Origin of the sequence: Enterobacter sp. 198 (assembly GCF_009025585.1) — a bacterium.
GTDB classification, from domain to species: Bacteria; Pseudomonadota; Gammaproteobacteria; order Enterobacterales; family Enterobacteriaceae; genus Enterobacter; species Enterobacter ludwigii.
The window spans coordinates 333,716-351,709 of record NZ_WCIM01000030.1; the positions used below are offsets into that span (position 1 = coordinate 333,716).

Genomic DNA, 17,994 nt, shown 5'->3' on the forward strand with positions numbered 1-17,994 from the left:
TTTTGCTTCCGGGGAACGAACGTGAATACATTACAACTCTCCATAGTCCATCGCTTGCCCCAGAGCTATCGCTGGTCGGCGGGTTTTGCAGGATCGAAAGTTGAACCGATTCCGCAAAGCGTCGCGGGTTGCGAGAATTGTCTGGTTGCACTTAAGCTGCTGAGCCCGAGCGACGAAAATGCATGGCGAGTCATGGAGCGTCTCAGCGAGGCCCTGACGGATATTGAAGTGGACAGCTCCGTACTGGAGTGTGAAGGTGAACCCTGCCTGTTCGTGAAAAGCCAGGATGAATTTGCCGCGACCTGCCGTCTGAAAAACTTTGGTGTTGCTATCGCTGAGCCTTTCTCGGGCCAGTATCCTTTCTGAGCGCTAGTCTGCGGACAACAGCTGGCGCGTGTAGCTCTGCGTTGGCGCAGCAAATACGCGCTGGCACTCTCCCTGCTCGACCACTTCTCCCTGTCGCAACACAATCACCTGATGGCATAACGCCCGCACAACCTGTAAATCATGGCTGATAAAGATATAGGCCAGCCTGTGCTTTTCCTGCAATCCTTTCAGTAATGCCAGGATCTGAGCCTGAACGGTTCTGTCCAGCGACGATGTCGGTTCATCCAGAATGATCAGCTCCGGTTTGAGGATCAGCGCGCGGGCAATGGCGATACGCTGGCGCTGACCGCCGGAAAATTCAGCCGGGTAGCGGTGCCGGGTATCCGGATCTAAGCCAACTTCTGCCATAACGCGTATCACTTCTTCTTCCCGCTGCCGGACGGTCAATGCTGGCTGATGAACGCGCAGACCCTCTTCGACAATCTGTAATACGTTCAGCCGTGGGTTAAGCGAGGAGTTTGGATCCTGAAACACAACCTGCATGCGGGGACGAACGGGCAGCATCTGGCGACGGTTCCAGTTGTGCAGCGGCATACCGTCAAAGAGGATCTCACCCTGCGAGGCGATTAAGCGCAGCAGTGCCAGGCCGGTGGTGCTTTTTCCCGAACCGGACTCGCCCACCAGCCCCAGCGATTCGCCCGGACGCAGGGAAAAATGGATATTTTTCAATACCGGATTCTGGTCGACGATGCGCCGCAGAATCCCTTTGCGAACAGGAAACGACACGCCCAGCCCCTCAACGCGCAGCAACGGCGCGCTGTCAGCCGGCAGGGGAACCGGGTCACCCGTGGGCTCGCTATCAAGCAGACGCTGCGTATAGGGGTGCTGAGGCGCTTTCAGCAGGGTGGCTGCGGTGTTCTGCTCGACACAGCGTCCGTTTTGCATCACGGCGACGCTGTCGGCGAGCTTTCTCACAATGCTGAGGTTATGGGTGATAAACAGCAGGCTCATGTTCAGTTCGTCACGCAACTCCCGCAGCAGCCGCAGAATTTGCGCCTGCACCGTCACGTCCAGCGCGGTGGTGGGCTCATCGGCAATCAACAGTTCGGGTCGCGTGAGCAGGGCCATCGCAATCATCACCCGCTGACGTTCGCCGCCGGAAAGCTGATGGGGGAAATCGTTCAGCCGTTTTGCGGCATTGCGAATGCCGGTTCGTTCAAGACAATCCAGAATCTCCCCCCGCGCCGCCTCTTTGCGCATGCCCCGGTGCAGGGACAGTACTTCATAGAGCTGTTTTTCCAGCGTGTGCAGCGGGTTAAGAGAGACCATCGGCTCCTGGAAAATCATGGCAATGTTATTGCCGCGAATCCCGCGCAGGGTTTTTTCATCAGCATGCAGCAGCGAGTGACCGTGAAACAGAATGTCGCCTTGCGGATAGCTGACGGGCGGAGACGGAAGCAGGCGCAGGATCGACAGTGCCGATACGCTCTTGCCAGAGCCTGACTCGCCTACCAGCGCCAGCGTTTCGCCGCGCTGGATCTGCAGCGACAACTCCGTGACCACGGTACGCGCCTCACCCTGTTTTGAAAAGGCAATCGACAGGTTATCAATACTGAGAAGGGGCTGCGTCATCTTATACCGCCTTGTTGGGATCAAAAGCATCGCGCACGGCTTCGCCAATAAAAATCAGCAGTGAAAGCAGCACGGCCACGGCAAGAAAGGCGGTGATGCCTAACCACGGTGCCTGCAGGTTGTTCTTGCCCTGCAGCAGTAGCTCGCCGAGCGACGGGGAACCGAGAGGGAGCCCGAAGCCAAGGAAATCAAGCGAGGTGAGGGTAGTGATGGAACTGCACAGAATAAACGGCAGGAAGGTGAGGGTCGCTACCACGGCGTTAGGAAGCATATGGCGGAAAATGATCCCGCGGTCGCTCACCCCCAGCACCTGGGCAGCGCGAATGTAATCGTAATTACGGGTGCGCAGGAATTCCGCCCGCACCACGCCTACCAGCGCCATCCAGCCGAAGATGACGGTAATGCCTAACAGCCACCAGAAGTTTGGCTGTACCACGCTTGAAAGCAGAATGATCAGAAACAGCGTCGGCATGCCTGACCAGACTTCAATAAAACGTTGACCCCACAGGTCGATTTTCCCGCCGTAGTAGCCCTGAACGGCACCTGCTACTACGCCCATCACGCTGGAAAAGACGGTCAGCATCAGCCCAAAGAGGATCGAGATCCGCGTGCCGTAGAGGATGCGTGCCAGCACATCGCCACCGTTGGCATCCGTTCCCAGCCAGTTTTGCGCGGAAGGCGGGGAAGGGAAGGGGGTGGTGGTCGCAAAGTTAATGCTGTTTGCGCCAAAACGCACCGGCGCCCAGAGCGCCCAGCCGTGCTGTTCAATTTGCTGGCGAAGCCACGGATCCTGATATTCAGCGGGCGTCGCAAACGGGCCACCAAAATCGCTTTCGCTGTATTGGGTGAGAACGGGCACATACCAGCGGTCGTTAAAGTGCACCAGCAGCGGTTTATCGTTGGCAATCAGTTCCGAACACATGCTTAAGACAAACAGGACGGCAAAGATCCACAGCGACCAGTAGCCGCGGCGGTTGTGGCGAAAACGGGCCCATCGGGCCTGGTTGACGGGGCTTAAACGCGGCATCAGCGGCCCTCAAAATCAATTCGGGGATCAACCAGCGTATAGCTGATATCGCTGATGATATTCAGCAGCAGGCCAATCAGGGTGAAGATATAAAGTGTGCCAAACATGACCGGATAATCGCGCGACACGGTGGCTTCATATCCCAGCAAGCCCAGTCCGTTGAGGGAGAACATCACCTCTATCAGCAGCGAGCCGGTAAAAAACATACTGATGAACGTGGCAGGAAATCCGGCAATCACCAGCAGCATGGCGTTGCGAAAGACATGTTTCCACATGATCTGCTTTTCGCCCACGCCCTTCGCACGGGCAGTCACAACGTACTGTTTACGGATTTCATCGAGAAAGGCGTTTTTGGTCAGCATGGTCAGGGCCGCAAAGCCGCCAATGACGGTCGCAAGCACCGGCAGCGTGATGTGCCAGAAATAATCGGTGATCTTCTTGTACCAGGGCAGGGTGCTGAAATCCGCTGACACCAGCCCCCGCAACGGAAAGATATCGAAATAGCTGCCACCGGCAAAAAAGACAATCAACAGAACGGCAAACAGAAACGCCGGAATGGCATAGCCGATGATGATAAACGTGCTGCTCCAGACATCGAAGCGGCTGCCGTTGTGAACCGCTTTACGGATCCCCAGGGGAATAGAGACGAGATAAATAATCAACGTTCCCCACAGCCCCAGGGTAATCGACACCGGCAGACTTTGCTTAATCAATGTTAAAACTGACGCGCTGCGAAACAGGCTGTCGCCAAAATCAAAGCGGAGGTAGTCCCAGAGCATGTTGAAATACCGCTCGTGAAGCGGTTTGTCGAAGCCATAACGATGGGTGATCTCGGCGATGACTTCCGGATCCAGGCCACGTCCGCCGCGATAATGGCTTTCGCTGATATTTCCCAGGCCGGTGCGGGCATGGCTCGCGCCCATTCCTTCGCCACCGCCGCCAGGCATACCGCTGCTGTTGCCAAATTCAATGGCTGCAATAGCCTGGTCGACCGGGCCGCCGGGCGCGATTTGCACAATAAAAAAGTTAATCGTGATGATTGCCCAGAGGGTCGGGATAATCAGCAGGAGACGGCGGATCAGATACGCACCCATGATGATTCCTTATCGCCGCTCAGCGGGAAGTCTGGCGGCTTTGTTAACGTCATACCACCAGGTGTCGAAGCCCAGTGAATAGACAGGGCGTACGGCAGGCTCGGAGAACTTGTCCCAGCGCGCAAGCCGGTCTTCGCCCATATACCACATTGGCAGCATGTAGTAATTCCAGGTTAAGACCCTGTCGAGGGCGCGTCCCAGCGGCAGGAGTTTTTCTTTATCACCCTGCGCCGCCACAATTTTCGCAATCAAGGCATCAATCGCCGGGCTTTTCACCCCCGGCGCATTATAGGAGGAGTCGATATAGCTGGATGCCCAGGAGATTTGCAGATCTGAGCTGGGCCACGGCTGCGCGGGCCACAGGGTTTGCATCATGTCGTAATCACGGCTGCGTTTGCGGTTGGTGAGCTGCGCGTTGTCGACCTGGCGAATGTTCATGGTAATCCCCAGCCGTTCAAGATTGTGCTTAAACGGCAGCACCCACTGATCGTTGCTTCCGGACGCAAGCAGCAGCTCAAAGCTTAACGGTTTGCCCGTTCTGGAATCGACGCGTTTTTGATTCTTCAGTGGCCAGCCTGCATCATCCAGCAGCTTGCTGGCTTTAAGCAGGTTGTCGCGATCGTAGCCGTCACCCTTTGACGCCGGAGGCTGAAATACCGTCGTGAACACCTCCGGCGGCAGTTCTGCTTTCAGCGGTGCCAGCAGGACAAGTTCGTCCGCTTTTGGGTAATCGCGAGCGGCATATTCAGTGTTCTGGAAATAGCTATTTGCCCGGCTGTAAGCACCGTAAAATAGCGCTTTGTTCATCCATTCAAAATCAAAGGCCAGGGTAATGGCTTCCCGCACCCGACGGTCAGTAAATACCGGACGCTGAATATTAAACGCCAGCCAGCGCGTATCCTGAGCGGACGCATTTTTATGCTCGTCTTTAACGATATACCCGTTAGCGAAGTTTTTGCCGATATACCGTGTCGCCCAGTTTTTAGCGCTGCTCTCCACGCGCATATCGAACGCACCGGCTTTAAATGCTTCAAATGCGACGTTATCGTCAAGGTAGTAATCGTAGCGAAGGGTATCGAAATTCCAGCGGCCCCGGTTTACCGGCAGGTTTGCCGCCCAGTAGTCTTTGACCCGGGAATAGACAACATACTGCCCCATGCGCCAGTCGGTTATACGGTATGGGCCACCCGCGAGCGGGGGTGTGGAGAGCGGGTCGCTAAGTTTGTGATCTTTCCAGAACGATTCAGGCATCACGGGCAGGGAGAACAGGCTGAGCATGTTCTCTTTATTCGGCTCACTTAGCTCAATACGCACCGTGAGCGGGGCAATGGCTTTGACCGTAACGCCTTTGTAGACAATGCGGAACTGGGGAACGCCCTCAGTCATAAATTTGTGAAATGTGAAGGCAATGTCGCTGGCTTTGACCGGCGTCCCATCGTGAAAACGCGCCCGTGGGTTAATCGAAATTTCCGCCCACGCAAAGTTATCCGCGTAACGCACGTTGTCAGCAATCAGCGGGTAGTAACTGCCGGGTTCATCATCAGACGTAACAAACAGCGTATCGTAGAGCGATTCTGTTCGCGCTGCCGCCACGCCGCGCAGGGCGAAGCGGTTGAAGTTGTCGAACGTCCCCGTGGCGGAGAGGGTCACGTTCCCGCCTTTTGGCGCGGCAGGGTTGACGTAATCAAAGTGCGTAAAATTGACCGCGTACTTTGGCTCACCAATCACGGAGAACGCGATGTTCTCTGTGATGGTTTGCGCCTGGCTGGACAGGCTCGTTAACGCCAACAGCAGCAACATAAAGCGCATAAGCATCTCGCGGCGGCTCCCTTTCGACTGACCGGCTCAGTTAAGCTGAATAATAAGTGACGTCACGGGCAATGTGAAATCATTCAACGTTCAGGCTGCCATTGGCGGAACTGCTCCAGCGGCATCGGGCGGCTAATCCAGTAACCCTGAAGGAAAACAACGCCATGTTCGCGCAGCCAGGCTGCCTGCTCCGGCGTCTCCACCCCTTCGGCGACGGTCGACATATTCAGTCGTCTTGCCAGGGTGAGTACGGCATCAAGCACCGGGGAGGTCACGGTTTCCGTCCCGATCGCGTTGACAAAACCCCGGTCAATTTTGATGTAATCCATGGTGAAACGCTCAAGGTAAATCAGCGCACTGTGGCCGGTACCAAAATCATCAATCGCAATTTCAAAGCCTTCATTGTGCAGCCATTCGAAAAGATTGTTGGCTTCCCGATGGTTAACCATGTCGCGCTCGGTGATTTCCAGCACGATCTGGAAATGATCCGGCGGCATTAAGTCCAGGAAAGTGCGCATATCCTCTTTGAAGCTTTCTGCATGCAGATGCCCCGGCGCAATGTTAATGCCCAGTTTTGCGCCCGGTGGCAGAAGGGTCTGTAATGCCGGCGCGTCGCGGATGATGAGGTCAAAGAGGTGCAGCGTCAGCGGCACAATCAGCTTCTGCGCTTCGGCGAAGTTGATAAAGGCATCAGGCGGAATTTCCCCCATCGTCGGGTGTTTCCAGCGCATCAGGACTTCGACACCACGCATTTGCAGCGTCTCTGCATCCACAACAGGCTGATACACCACATAAAACTGACCGCGTTTAATGGCGCTCAGGATCTCTTTGCCTGGGTTAAGACGCGTGGTGAGGATATAGAAATTAAGCGAGCCGGCCGCGATCCCGCAGACCAGTCCAAAGAACACCGCGAACAGGATTTCATCGCTCGTCCACTCTTCGGCGTACAGTTTGATCGTCAGCGGAACCTCTTTTAGGGTCGCGGTACGCGCCGGCGTTTCATGTAAATCCTGTGCCTTAACCAGTGTGGCGGACCTTGTCGACAACGCATTGTCGCCAATGATGATGGCAATGCCCGCGAACTCGTTCTGGCGTGCGGTATAAAGCATGTACGGAGTCAGGTTGATGTTTACCGAAGTAAACACGCCGCCGTCCTTCACCAGCGGATTTCGATACCAGATGGCAATCGCGGGTCTGTGCGGCATCATCGGTGTGCCCGGCAGTAACGCCATATCAATTTGTTTATCGATGTGCAGCTCGGGTATCAGTTCTTCCATCGGGACGTTCATCGGACCGGTGGCTGAAGAGCAGTACGCCAGTTTATCCCTGACCAGCAAAAAGGCGCGCACGTTAAGGCTAAAGGCCGCGCGAGAGGTCAGCTCAGCGTTGACGTCGTGGCAGCTGTTCAGCGTGAGCGGCTGAAGGAGATCGATAGAGCTTTTTAACTCATCGAAGTAGCTTTCCATGTAGATGCTCACGTCGTCAATCAGGGTGTCGAATCTGACTTCCCGCTTGTGGTAGCTCCAGAAAAATTGCAATGAACCCAGGAGCAGGGCTGTGATCAGGCCGGTGATAAGGCTGAGGAAAAGTATCTTGCGATTACTGGAGAAGTAGCGGGTGAACATAGACGTCGTGGTTCCTGGATTGCCGCTGAATGTATTCAGTGTAACGGGCAAAAAAAAACACCGCCGAAGCAGTGCTTTTTTTATCATATCGCCGGCCAAGGGATAACCAACGATACAATGATTATTTTAACTGCGGGTCAGTACGCGGCGCGCTTCGTTATAGCGCTTCTTCCAGTAAGGTTCGTTCATGCTGGAAATGGTCACACCGCTGCTGGTGGAGGCATGTACAAACTGGTCATTGCCAATGTAGATGCCAACATGTCGACCTGTCGAACCCGCACGGAACAGGACTAAATCCCCGGTGCGCAGTTTAGTGCGTGAAATCGACTTGCCCATCTCCTGCTGTTCGTAAGTTGAACGCGGAAGGTCTAACCCAAACTGCTCACGGAAAGTACGCTGTACGAAACCGGAACAATCAATGCCTTTTTTGGTGCTGCCGCCAAGACGATAACGCACGCCTTTCCAGTCAGCATACTGGTCCATAATACGGGACTTCACGTCCAGATTACGTACCATATTTTCAAATTCATCCTGAGAGGCTTGCAGTGACGAGGAATCTTCCATTCCCACAACACGCGTCTCAGGATGCATATTCTTTGCGGTGTTCGATGTACTACATGCAGATAACAGTACCGCCACTGCTATCGCCGGGATCCCCCGTAAGATATATCTCAAAATCGGTTGAGATTTGACCATTTTGTTTATTATCCCTTGAAGTCCTTAACGACAAATATCGTTATAAAAAATGCCAAACGTGACGAGACTAATTATCTGTTCACAATGAGACAATTCTTTCTGATCACATTTGTGGCGTAGCGCACAAATTTATTCACCAGCGAAATAATTATCTCTATGGGGCAAAACGAGTTCGAGATTAACCGATTGCCTGGGGTATTGCGAGCAAAAAAAGCCTTTTTTTTATAAGAAATTGTGATACAGAAAGTAAAAATTGATAATTGTTCAAAAAGCGCACGATCAAGGTTAAAAACCGTGCAACACATTCATTTTTATCACGAATATTGTGACGAAATGATGACGGGAGGGGGTGAAAGGGGAGAAAAGCGCATCAAGGATCAAAACGATCCCTGATGCATAGTGTTAATTAAGGTTAATTATTGGTTTCTGATTTGTTGCGTTTTGCCGGGGAGGTAGCGATCGAACACGGCTATTATCTTGTCGCTCAGCGGTGTCATCAGACACCACGGCAGCGCAACCAGCACAGAAGAGAGCGAACCGACTGCAATATCAGTGAACCAGTGAGCGCCAATCATTACCCGTGGGAAGGCAAAAACCACAAAAATAATCAGGGCTATCGCAAAGGCTTTTCGGCCGAAATAGCGGAGCATCACGCCGGAAAAAATAAGCAGCATCATTCCGTGATCGCCCGGGAAACTGGCCTTCGACGCATCTTTCGTTGGAATATGCAGCAGCTCGCTGACGCGATAAATATCGGGGAAGAAGAGCGTTGGGCTGGAACGCTTAACCGGAATAATGGCCGTTGCCAGCTGGTTAATTACCACTGCAAGCAGCAACATCATCAAACCAATAATCAGAATACGGCGGCGTCCTGTTTTGTCCTCTTTCAGCCAGAAAGAGAGCATCAGGCCGCCCATCGCCAGCAGCGAACAGCCGTCAAAGGCGCGGTTATTCGTGATAGCAACCAGCCACAGGAAGGCTTCACTCTTCACCAGTTCCTGGTTGAAGAAGTGAAAAATGGCAGAATCCAGCGGAAACCAGACACCATGATTCGCCGGGATATACCAGGAGAAAAAGAGCGCCAGACCGGCGACATTAAGCAGTAATATCAGGGGAAGTCGAGTCGTCATAACATTCAGCATAGAGTGAAATCTGGGGCAACGTTAGCCGCCCAAACTTAAACGAAGCTTCAACAGGCTGGACTGCAGGGCATTCCAGTCGGCGTTAACCGCACTAATTAACTCTATTCGGCTATCAGGTGGCGCCACATTTTGCGTTTCGATAAAGAAATCTTCGCCCTGACGGTTGATCCGCACCAGCCCGTCCGGGGTGCGCATGATCCCTTTAACACGATCGACCGGAGCCAGTCTGGCCCATTCGAGTATGCCGATGGTGTCGAATACGGTATCCGCATCGAAAATCCATCCGCAGGCCTGATAGCCCTGGCCGCTGTTAAGGTTACGACGCCAGCGCTGGTGTTCCGGCAGACTCAGGGCAGCCAGACCCTGTTTTTGCGGATGGCTGTGGGCATGTTCCGCGCTTGCCGGGAGCGCCGCCAGGTTCAGGCGAGGCAGGTCAAGCAGGGCGTTATCAATTTTCCCCTGGGTGGTCAGCACCCGCTGACGGTTGCCACCGAAGTGCTGCCACCATGTCTCCAGCGCGGACTGGCTTTCCGCCGTTGCGCGATCCTCTTTATTGGCGACGATAATATCTGCCGAGGCGAGCTGGTCGCGGAAGTTCTCGTTGGTCACGGCTTTTTCGTCCAGCAACTGACGGGGGTCCAGCAGGCACAGCGTGGCACGCAGATCGATCCACGGCTCGTAGACCGGCGCGGTCAGTAAATCGAGAATTTGCTTCGGATGACCCAGCCCGGTCGGTTCAATCAGCAGACGGTCTGGTTTGCCCTGACGCAGCAGCGTATTCAGCCCGACCTGCATCGGCAGACCATTTACGCAGCACATGCAGCCACCGGGGATCTCTTTGATCATCGCGCCGCTGTCTGCCAGTAATGCGCCATCAATACCCACTTCGCCAAATTCATTGACCAGTACGGCCCATTTTTCTGCCGGATCCTTATTGGCTAGCAGGTGGAGAATTGAGGTGGTTTTACCGCTGCCGAGAAAACCGGTAATGAGGTTGGTTTTGGTCACGTGCGCTCCAGTCGATAATTGTGATGCTATAACAATTATCCATCATCCTGGCGAAAAACGGGCGCAATGAGAAGGGGGAGGGCGAACGGAGGCAATCGCCGTTCGCCTTAAGCGCAATAATCGCTAAATATTTAACGTTTCGATAACAGCCTGACGCGCGCCATGGCGGGCGATGCGCTGATAGGCCTGGCTGATGGCCTCCACGAATAGGCTATTTTGTGCGAGATCGTGACCAAAGATTTCACTCAGCCCCAGCAGGGCGTTGACGCGCTCAGCGTCGCTGCTGGCTGCAACAAGGGTGCGGATTTTATCACTCAGCGGATCGCGCACATCAATCGCGTCGCCACGCTCGTCGGTACCGCTGACGTAGCGGATCCAGCCTGCAACGCCCAGGGCCAGCAGCGGCCACGCGGTTTTACGTTCAAGATGGATGCGGATCCCATCCAGCATGCGTTGCGGCAATTTCTGGCTTCCGTCCATCGCAATTTGCCAGGTCCGGTGCTGCAGTGCCGGATTGGCAAAGCGTTCAAGCAGGCTATCGGCATAAGCCGTGAGGTCGACATCCTTAATACGCAGCGTAGGAGCCTGCTCATTCAGCATTAACCGACGTGCGGCTTCGCGAAAAGCGGTGTCTTCCATACATTCGTTAATGTGCGCATACCCGGCGAGGTAGCCCAGATACGCGAGGAAAGAGTGGCTGCCGTTGAGCATGCGCAATTTCATCTGTTCCCACGGCAGCACGTCCTGCACCATTTGTACGCCAGCCACTTCCCATGCCGGGCGTCCGGCAACAAAATTGTCTTCCACTACCCACTGAATAAACGGTTCGCAGCTGATGGCACAAGGATCTTCTACTCCAAGCTCCTGCGTGATTTCTGCCAGCGACGCCTCGGTCGCGGCGGGAACAATTCGGTCGACCATGGTCCCCGGAAAGCTCACATGTGAATCAATCCACTCTGCCAGCGCCGGGTCGCGTTTCTGGGCCATCCCCAGTACCGCGTTTTTCACCACATGGCCGTTATCAGGGATGTTGTCGCAGGAGAGGACGGTAAAAGCGGACAAACCGCGTTCACGGCGGCGGTGGAGCGCCTCGACCAGGATCCCGGGCGCGGAGTGCGGTTCAGACGGGTTCTCCAGATCGTGAACGATCCGGGAGTTGTGCAAATCCAGATTACCGGTGGCGGGATCGATGCAATAACCTTTCTCTGTGATGGTGAGCGACACAATGGCGACCTGAGGTTCACAAAATTTCTCAATGATGGCAGGCAGAGAATCCAGTTTTGCGTTCAGACATTCATGGACGGCACCGACGATAATCGGCTGGTTTCCCTCCGCCCCTTTTTCCAGCACGGTGAAGAGATGATCCTGTGCGCGCAACTGGCTCATCAGCACGTCGCCGCTGAAGAGGCTAATCTCACAAATACCCCAGTCGCCGCCTTTCTCATTCAGCACCCGGTTTGTTAACAAGGCCTGATGCGCGCGGTGAAATGCGCCGAAGCCAAAATGGACGATGCGAGAGCGTAACTGCTTACGATCGTAGCGAGGGAGCTGGACATGGGCAGGAAGCGAGGTGGAGGCAATTGTCTTCATGAAATACACACCTGATTAACCATTAATTAACAACGCCAGTGTAAAGTTATATGACAGCAAATAAAATTGGTGAGCCGTAAATATCCCCGAAGTGTGAGTTTGATCAATCAATGTGTGGCGGTGTGTTGACCCTTTACGGCAAACATGTATGGTAGTCGTCATCGTAGTCATCCATATTGGTATAACAACTTTAGAGGTGAGGCAATGGAACAGACCTGGCGTTGGTACGGGCCGAACGATCCGGTTTCTCTTGATGATGTGCGTCAGGCTGGCGCAACGGGTGTCGTGACGGCGCTGCATCACATTCCTAATGGTCAGGTATGGCCGATTGAAGAAATCAAAAAGCGTCAGGCGCTGCTGGCGGAAAAAGGCCTGACCTGGTCTGTGGTGGAAAGCATCCCGGTTCACGAAGATATCAAAACCCATTCAGGTGATTATCAGACCTGGATTGCCAACTACCAGCAGAGCATTCGTCACCTGGCGGCCTGCGGTATTGATACTGTTTGCTATAACTTCATGCCCATTCTTGACTGGACGCGAACCGATCTTGAGTACACGTTGCCGGACGGCTCAAAAGCGCTGCGTTTCGATCAGATTGCCTTTGCCGCATTTGAGCTGCACATCCTGAAACGTCCTGGTGCAGAAGCCGATTACACGGCTGAAGAGCAGCAGCAGGCGCTCGCGTGGTTTAACGCAGCCAGTGACGCCGAGATTGAAAAGCTGACCCGCAATATTATTGCTGGCCTGCCGGGCGCTGAAGAGGGCTATACGCTGGATCAGTTCCGCGCGCGACTGGCGGAATACGGGAATATTGATAAAAACCAGCTGCGTGAAAACATGGCGTTTTTCCTGCGCGCTATCGTACCGGTAGCGGAAGAAGCGGGCGTACGTCTGGCTGTGCACCCGGACGATCCACCGCGTCCTATTCTCGGTTTACCGCGCATCGTGTCCACGATTGAAGATATGCAGTGGCTGAAAGAGACCGTGGACAGTATCTATAACGGATTCACCATGTGTACCGGCTCTTACGGCGTGCGTGCGGATAACGATCTGGTGCAGATGATTAAAACCTTCGGCGATCGTATTCACTTCACGCATCTGCGTGCGACCTGTCGTGAGGATAATCCAAAAACCTTCCATGAAGCAGCGCACCTGGGCGGCGATGTGAATATGGTCGCGGTAGTGGATGCGATTCTGGCGGAAGAGGTACGTCGTAAGCACGCGGGTGACGTTCGTCCTATCCCGTTCCGTCCCGATCATGGTCACCAGATGCTGGACGATCTGCGTAAGAAAACGAACCCAGGTTATTCGGCGATTGGTCGTCTGAAAGGCATGGCGGAAGTGCGGGGCGTTGAGCTGGCGCTGAAGATGACGAAATACCCGGAACTGCTCTAACGTCTGTTGCCCGGTGGCGTTGTGCCACCGGGCGAATATCGCATTAGTCTGCGCGACCCATATAGCGTTTTTCTTCGATATGGATGCGGATTTTCTCGCCCGCGGAGAGGTATTCTGGCACCTGCACCACCAGACCGGTCGTCAGGGTTGCTGGTTTGTTGCGGGCACTTGCGGATGCACCTTTGATGCCCGGAGCCGTTTCCACGATTTCCAGATCCACGGTCTGCGGCAGTTCCAGCGCCAGCAGCACGCCATCCCAGGTCAGAACCTGCATGTCAGGCATCCCGCCTTCAGGAATGAAGAGGAGTTCTTCTTCAATCTGATCTTTGGTGAAGATATACGGGGTGTAATCTTCTTTATCCATGAACACGTATTCGTTGCCATCAATGTAGGAAAAATCAACATAGCGGCGGGTCAGGGTCACGGTATCAACGATATCGTCACCTTTAAAACGTTCTTCCACTTTCAGACCGGTACGCACATCGGCGAAACGCATTTTGTACAGCGTTGCTGCACCACGGGCGCTCGGGGCCTGAATATCGATATCTTTCACAATCAGCAGCTTGCCGTTGTAATTCAGTACCATACCTTTCTTAATTTCGTTCGCTCTTGGCATTGCAGTAATCCTGTTTACGGGTGGTAAAAAATATCGCGCCAAATTACTCGTGCTCGGCCTTTCAGGCAAGCGGAATTCGTGGCTTTTGCTATCAATACACAAAAGGTGTTACTGTGCGCGCAATGCCCGACTGCGCGGGCGTTCTTCAGCGAAAGAGAGCCTGTATGGATTGTCGTCCCGATTGTGGCGCGTGTTGTACCGCACCGTCCATTTCAAGCCCCATTCCTGGCATGCCGGACGGCAAACCTGCCAATACCCGCTGCGTGCAGCTTGCTGAAAATAACCTGTGCATGATCTTTGGTTCCCCGCTGCGCCCGAAAGTCTGTTCCGGCCTTCAGCCGTCCGCGGAGATGTGCGGCAGCACGCGCGCGCAGGCGATCACTTACCTTCTTGAGCTGGAAGCGCTCACCGCCCCTTAAACGTCCTTAATTCGCGCCAGACACCCTATCGTCAGCGTACACATCACCAGCGCAATCCAGAATACCGTGTGATAGCTCCAGATCTCGGCCACGATGCCGGCCATTGAGCCTGCAATAATCCAGCCCACGCGAGTGGTATTGGTATAAAGGGTGGTGGCTGAGCCTGCCTGGCCTGGCATCAGGTCCTGGAAGTAGAGCATGCCAATCCCGGCGAGTATGCCGATATAAATGGCGTTGAGAAGCTGCAATGCCAGCAAGAGTCCCGGCGTGTGCACCGTCAGCATACCGATATAGAACAGCAGTCCTGCGACAGCCGCGATGCGCATTAAAAAACGCTTTCCGAAACGCTTCGCGTAATAGCCCGCGATCAGCATGGTCGGGATCTCAAGCCCAGCCGCGGTTCCCATCATAATGCCCGCCAGCTTCTCTGGCAGATGCAGCTCATCAATAATAAACAGCGGCATGTTGATAATATAAAGGCTGTTTGTTCCCCACATCAACGTACAGATAACAAACAGGAGCAGCGCATCACGACGGTTACGGCGCGGGGCTTCCAGTACGCCTGAAGCCACTTTGGGCTCTTTGCGCATTGACGGCAGGAAGAACCACACCATGGTGCCGCACACCACAAAGGCGACAGCCGCACTCAGGTACATCACCGTAAAGCCAAATCCCATCGCCAGGGCATACGCCAGCGGCGGGCCAATGACCCATGCCAGCGACACCTGGGCACGCAGAATAGAGCTGAACATCACCGCTTCACGACCGGTATGGTCGGCGTGCTCGCGGGCGAGGGCGAACATCTGCGGGTTCGCCGTGGAACCGAAGCTGCTCAGGAACACCCCCACGAACAGCAGGATGAAATAGTTGCGGTTAAAAGCAAACAACACGCAGGCAAACACCCCGAGAAGGCAGCAAAAGACGATCAGACTTTTACGATCGCCTTTTCTGTCGGAACGTCCCGCCAGAAACTGACTCACCAGAATGCCGATGATGGCACTGCCGGTAAAAAAGAAGCCAACCATTGCCGGACGGGCGTGGACTTCATTGGTCAGAAACAGGCTCAGCGTGGGCGTCTGTAACGCCCCGGCAATGCCGGTAAGGAAGGCAACAATCAAAAACGCCGTGGACGTCAAATCAAAGGGTTTTGGCGAGGCGGCGGCAGGGGTGTTATGCATACTTTCAGTATCAGCAAGTCATAAAGAGACGCGGAGTGTACGACGCTTGTCAGAAAATAAACAGGTACTGCGGTCAATTTCGCCACGAAAAATCAAAATGCCATTTCAATTAACAGGCTCGGGCTGAACTTAGCTGAAACTGACTTGCTGAACGTCAGCAAGATTCAGCTGAGCGAAGAAGAAATGTGCTGTATCTCTAAATTCTGCATCGCCATTTGTAACTTTTCTTGCAAGGTTAAGCAGAAAGCGCAAGACTTTTTGAAACGTTTCAGCGCTATCTTGTTTTAACAAACGGAGCAGGCTAGCGCATTTTTTCTCATTTAAGCTGAAACGATTCAAGTTCAGCAGGAGAGGAGAACCATGTTCCAGTTATCTGTTCAGGATATCCACCCGGGCGCTCAGGCCGGGAACAAAGAAGAGGCCATTCGCCAGGTTGCCGCTGCCCTTGTGCAGGCGGGTAATGTCGCGGACGGCTACGTTAACGGCATGCTGGCGCGCGAGCAGCAGACCTCCACTTTCCTCGGCAATGGCATTGCCATTCCGCACGGTACAACGGACACCCGCGATCAGGTGCTGAAAACCGGTGTTCAGGTTTATCAGTTCCCTCAGGGTGTGGTGTGGGGCGACGGTCAGGTTGCTTACGTGGCAATCGGTATCGCTGCCAGCAGCGACGAGCACCTGGGCCTGCTGCGTCAGCTGACGCATGTGCTGAGCGATGATTCGGTGGCTGAACAGCTGAAGTCCGCGACGACGGCGGAAGAGCTGCGCGCGTTGCTGATGGGCGAAAAACAGAGTGAAGCGCTGAAACTGGATAATGAAACATTGACCCTGGATGTTGTGGCGAGCGATCTGGTCACGCTGCAGGCGCTGAACGCAGGCCGCCTGAAAGAAGCCGGTGCGGTAGACGCGTCCTTTATCACGCGCGTTATCAATGAGAAGCCGCTGAACCTGGGACAAGGTATCTGGCTGAACGACAGTGCTGAAGGCAACCTGCGCAGCGCTATCGCGGTGAGCCGCGCGGTCAACGCGTTTGACGTTGAGGGCGCGAACGCTGCGATGCTGGTCACCGTCGCGATGACCGATGAACAGCCGGTTTCCGCGCTAAAACGTCTTGGCGATCTGCTGCTGAATGACAAGGCTGAAAAACTGCTGAACGCTGACGCAAGCACGCTGCTGGCGCTGCTGACCAGCGATGATGTGCTGACTGATGACGTGCTGACCGCTGAGTTTGTAGTGCGTAACGAGCACGGCCTGCATGCCCGTCCTGGCACCATGCTGGTGAATACCATTAAACAATTCGAAAGTGAGATTACCGTGACTAACCTTGATGGCACGGGCAAACCGGCCAACGGCCGTAGCCTGATGAAAGTTGTCGCGCTGGGCGTGAAGAAAGGTCACCGTCTGCGCTTTACCGCACAGGGTGCTGATGCTGAACAGGCGCTGAAAGCGATTGGCGACGCCATCGCGGCAGGTCTGGGGGAGGGCGCATAATGAGCAGACGTGTTGCGACTATTACGCTGAACCCGGCATATGACCTGGTGGGGTTTTGCCCGGAGATTGAGCGCGGCGAAGTAAACCTCGTGCGTACCACTGGCCTGCATGCTGCAGGTAAAGGGATTAACGTCGCGAAAGTGCTCAAGGATCTCGGTATCGATGTCACCGTGGGCGGATTCCTCGGTAAAGATAACCAGGATGGTTTCCAGCAGCTGTTCAGCGAACTGGGGATTGCTAACCGTTTTCAGGTTGTTCAGGGCCGTACCCGTATCAACGTCAAGCTGACGGAGAAAGACGGCGAAGTGACCGATCTGAACTTCTCAGGCTTCGAGGTGACTCCGTCAGACTGGGAGCGCTTCGTGAACGACTCTCTGACCTGGCTTGGTCAGTTCGACATGGTGTGCGTCAGCGGCAGCCTGCCGTCCGGCGTGAGTCCGGAAGCGTTCACCGACTGGATGACGCGTCTGCGAAGCCAGTGCCCATGCATTATTTTTGACAGCAGCCGTGACGCGCTGGTCGCCGGCCTGAAAGCCTCGCCGTGGCTGGTGAAGCCGAATCGCCGCGAACTGGAGATCTGGGCTGGCCGTAAGCTGCCAGAATTAAAAGATGTGATTGACGCTGCCCATGCGCTGCGCGAGCAGGGTATCGCTCACGTGGTTATCTCTCTTGGTGCAGAAGGGGCGCTGTGGGTTAACGCTTCTGGCGAATGGATCGCCAAACCGCCATCGGTTGACGTTGTCAGCACCGTTGGCGCAGGGGATTCAATGGTTGGCGGTCTGATTTATGGCCTGCTGATGCGTGAATCCAGTGAACATACTTTACGTCTTGCCACCGCCGTTGCTGCCCTGGCCGTTAGCCAGAGCAATGTCGGTATTACCGATCGTACCCAGTTAGCCGCGATGATGGCGCGCGTTGACTTAAAACCTTTTAACTAACAGCAGG

16 protein-coding genes are annotated in these 17,994 nt (G+C 54.6%); 5 read left to right on the top strand and 11 right to left on the bottom strand.

Features of this window, described 5'->3' with window-relative positions; genetic code table 11:
• Positions 1–21: 21 nt before the first annotated feature.
• A complete protein-coding gene (locus F8561_RS19790; RefSeq protein ID WP_014170936.1) occupies positions 22–366 on the top strand; it encodes a YejG family protein in 345 nt (114 codons plus the stop codon).
• 3 nt (positions 367–369) lie between these two features.
• Here F8561_RS19790 and yejF read toward each other — a convergent pair whose 3' ends face one another.
• The 9 genes from yejF to F8561_RS19835 form a co-directional block, all read right to left on the bottom strand.
• Entirely contained in the window at positions 370–1,959 is a 1,590-nt protein-coding gene (gene yejF / locus F8561_RS19795) for a microcin C ABC transporter ATP-binding protein YejF (RefSeq protein ID WP_041162786.1), read from the bottom strand.
• A 1-nt stretch (position 1,960) separates the two neighbouring features.
• Positions 1,961–2,986 (bottom strand): ABC transporter permease, encoded by a 1,026-nt coding sequence (locus F8561_RS19800; RefSeq protein ID WP_014170934.1) that lies wholly within the window; start codon positions 2,984–2,986, stop codon positions 1,961–1,963.
• On the bottom strand, positions 2,986–4,080 hold the full coding sequence (locus tag F8561_RS19805; protein WP_151887809.1) for a microcin C ABC transporter permease YejB: 1,095 nt from the start codon (positions 4,078–4,080) through the stop codon (positions 2,986–2,988). Before F8561_RS19805 ends, F8561_RS19800 begins: the two co-directional genes overlap by 1 nt.
• Before the next feature lie 9 nt (positions 4,081–4,089).
• Positions 4,090–5,895, bottom strand: coding sequence for an extracellular solute-binding protein (locus F8561_RS19810; RefSeq protein WP_063214746.1), 1,806 nt, complete (start codon positions 5,893–5,895; stop codon positions 4,090–4,092).
• 77 nt (positions 5,896–5,972) lie between these two features.
• Positions 5,973–7,514 (bottom strand): cyclic di-GMP phosphodiesterase, encoded by a 1,542-nt coding sequence (locus F8561_RS19815; protein ID WP_151887810.1) that lies wholly within the window; start codon positions 7,512–7,514, stop codon positions 5,973–5,975.
• 126 nt (positions 7,515–7,640) lie between these two features.
• Complete coding sequence (gene mepS, locus F8561_RS19820; RefSeq protein ID WP_014170930.1) at positions 7,641–8,210, bottom strand: bifunctional murein DD-endopeptidase/murein LD-carboxypeptidase; 570 nt, start codon at positions 8,208–8,210, stop codon at positions 7,641–7,643.
• Between the two features lie 416 nt (positions 8,211–8,626).
• Positions 8,627–9,340: a phosphatase PAP2 family protein gene (locus F8561_RS19825; RefSeq protein ID WP_025203633.1), complete on the bottom strand. Its 714-nt coding sequence runs from the start codon at positions 9,338–9,340 to the stop codon at positions 8,627–8,629.
• Positions 9,341–9,373: 33 nt separating this feature from the next.
• The gene (locus F8561_RS19830; RefSeq protein WP_020883183.1) at positions 9,374–10,360 is read right to left on the bottom strand and encodes a CobW family GTP-binding protein; all 987 of its coding nucleotides are present in this window, start codon (positions 10,358–10,360) and stop codon (positions 9,374–9,376) included.
• Positions 10,361–10,483: 123 nt separating this feature from the next.
• A complete protein-coding gene (locus F8561_RS19835) occupies positions 10,484–11,950 on the bottom strand; it encodes a mannitol dehydrogenase family protein (RefSeq protein ID WP_020883184.1) in 1,467 nt (488 codons plus the stop codon).
• 204 nt (positions 11,951–12,154) lie between these two features.
• Between F8561_RS19835 and uxuA the strand changes: the two genes are divergently transcribed.
• A complete protein-coding gene (gene uxuA, locus F8561_RS19840) occupies positions 12,155–13,345 on the top strand; it encodes a mannonate dehydratase (RefSeq protein ID WP_020883185.1) in 1,191 nt (396 codons plus the stop codon).
• A 43-nt stretch (positions 13,346–13,388) separates the two neighbouring features.
• Here uxuA and yeiP read toward each other — a convergent pair whose 3' ends face one another.
• A complete protein-coding gene (yeiP, locus tag F8561_RS19845; RefSeq protein ID WP_008500940.1) occupies positions 13,389–13,961 on the bottom strand; it encodes an elongation factor P-like protein YeiP in 573 nt (190 codons plus the stop codon).
• Positions 13,962–14,125: 164 nt separating this feature from the next.
• On the opposite strand from yeiP, the gene F8561_RS19850 reads away from it, so the two are divergent.
• Entirely contained in the window at positions 14,126–14,380 is a 255-nt protein-coding gene (locus F8561_RS19850) for a YkgJ family cysteine cluster protein (protein ID WP_025203636.1), read from the top strand.
• Here the strand turns inward: F8561_RS19850 and setB are convergent.
• The gene (gene setB, locus F8561_RS19855) at positions 14,377–15,558 is read right to left on the bottom strand and encodes a sugar efflux transporter SetB (protein ID WP_014170922.1); all 1,182 of its coding nucleotides are present in this window, start codon (positions 15,556–15,558) and stop codon (positions 14,377–14,379) included. The genes F8561_RS19850 and setB overlap by 4 nt on opposite strands.
• Positions 15,559–15,918: 360 nt before the next feature.
• Between setB and fruB the strand changes: the two genes are divergently transcribed.
• A complete protein-coding gene (gene fruB / locus F8561_RS19860; RefSeq protein WP_151887811.1) occupies positions 15,919–17,049 on the top strand; it encodes a fused PTS fructose transporter subunit IIA/HPr protein in 1,131 nt (376 codons plus the stop codon).
• Entirely contained in the window at positions 17,049–17,987 is a 939-nt protein-coding gene (gene fruK / locus F8561_RS19865) for a 1-phosphofructokinase (protein WP_014170919.1), read from the top strand. Before fruB ends, fruK begins: the two co-directional genes overlap by 1 nt.
• Positions 17,988–17,994 lie beyond the last annotated feature (7 nt).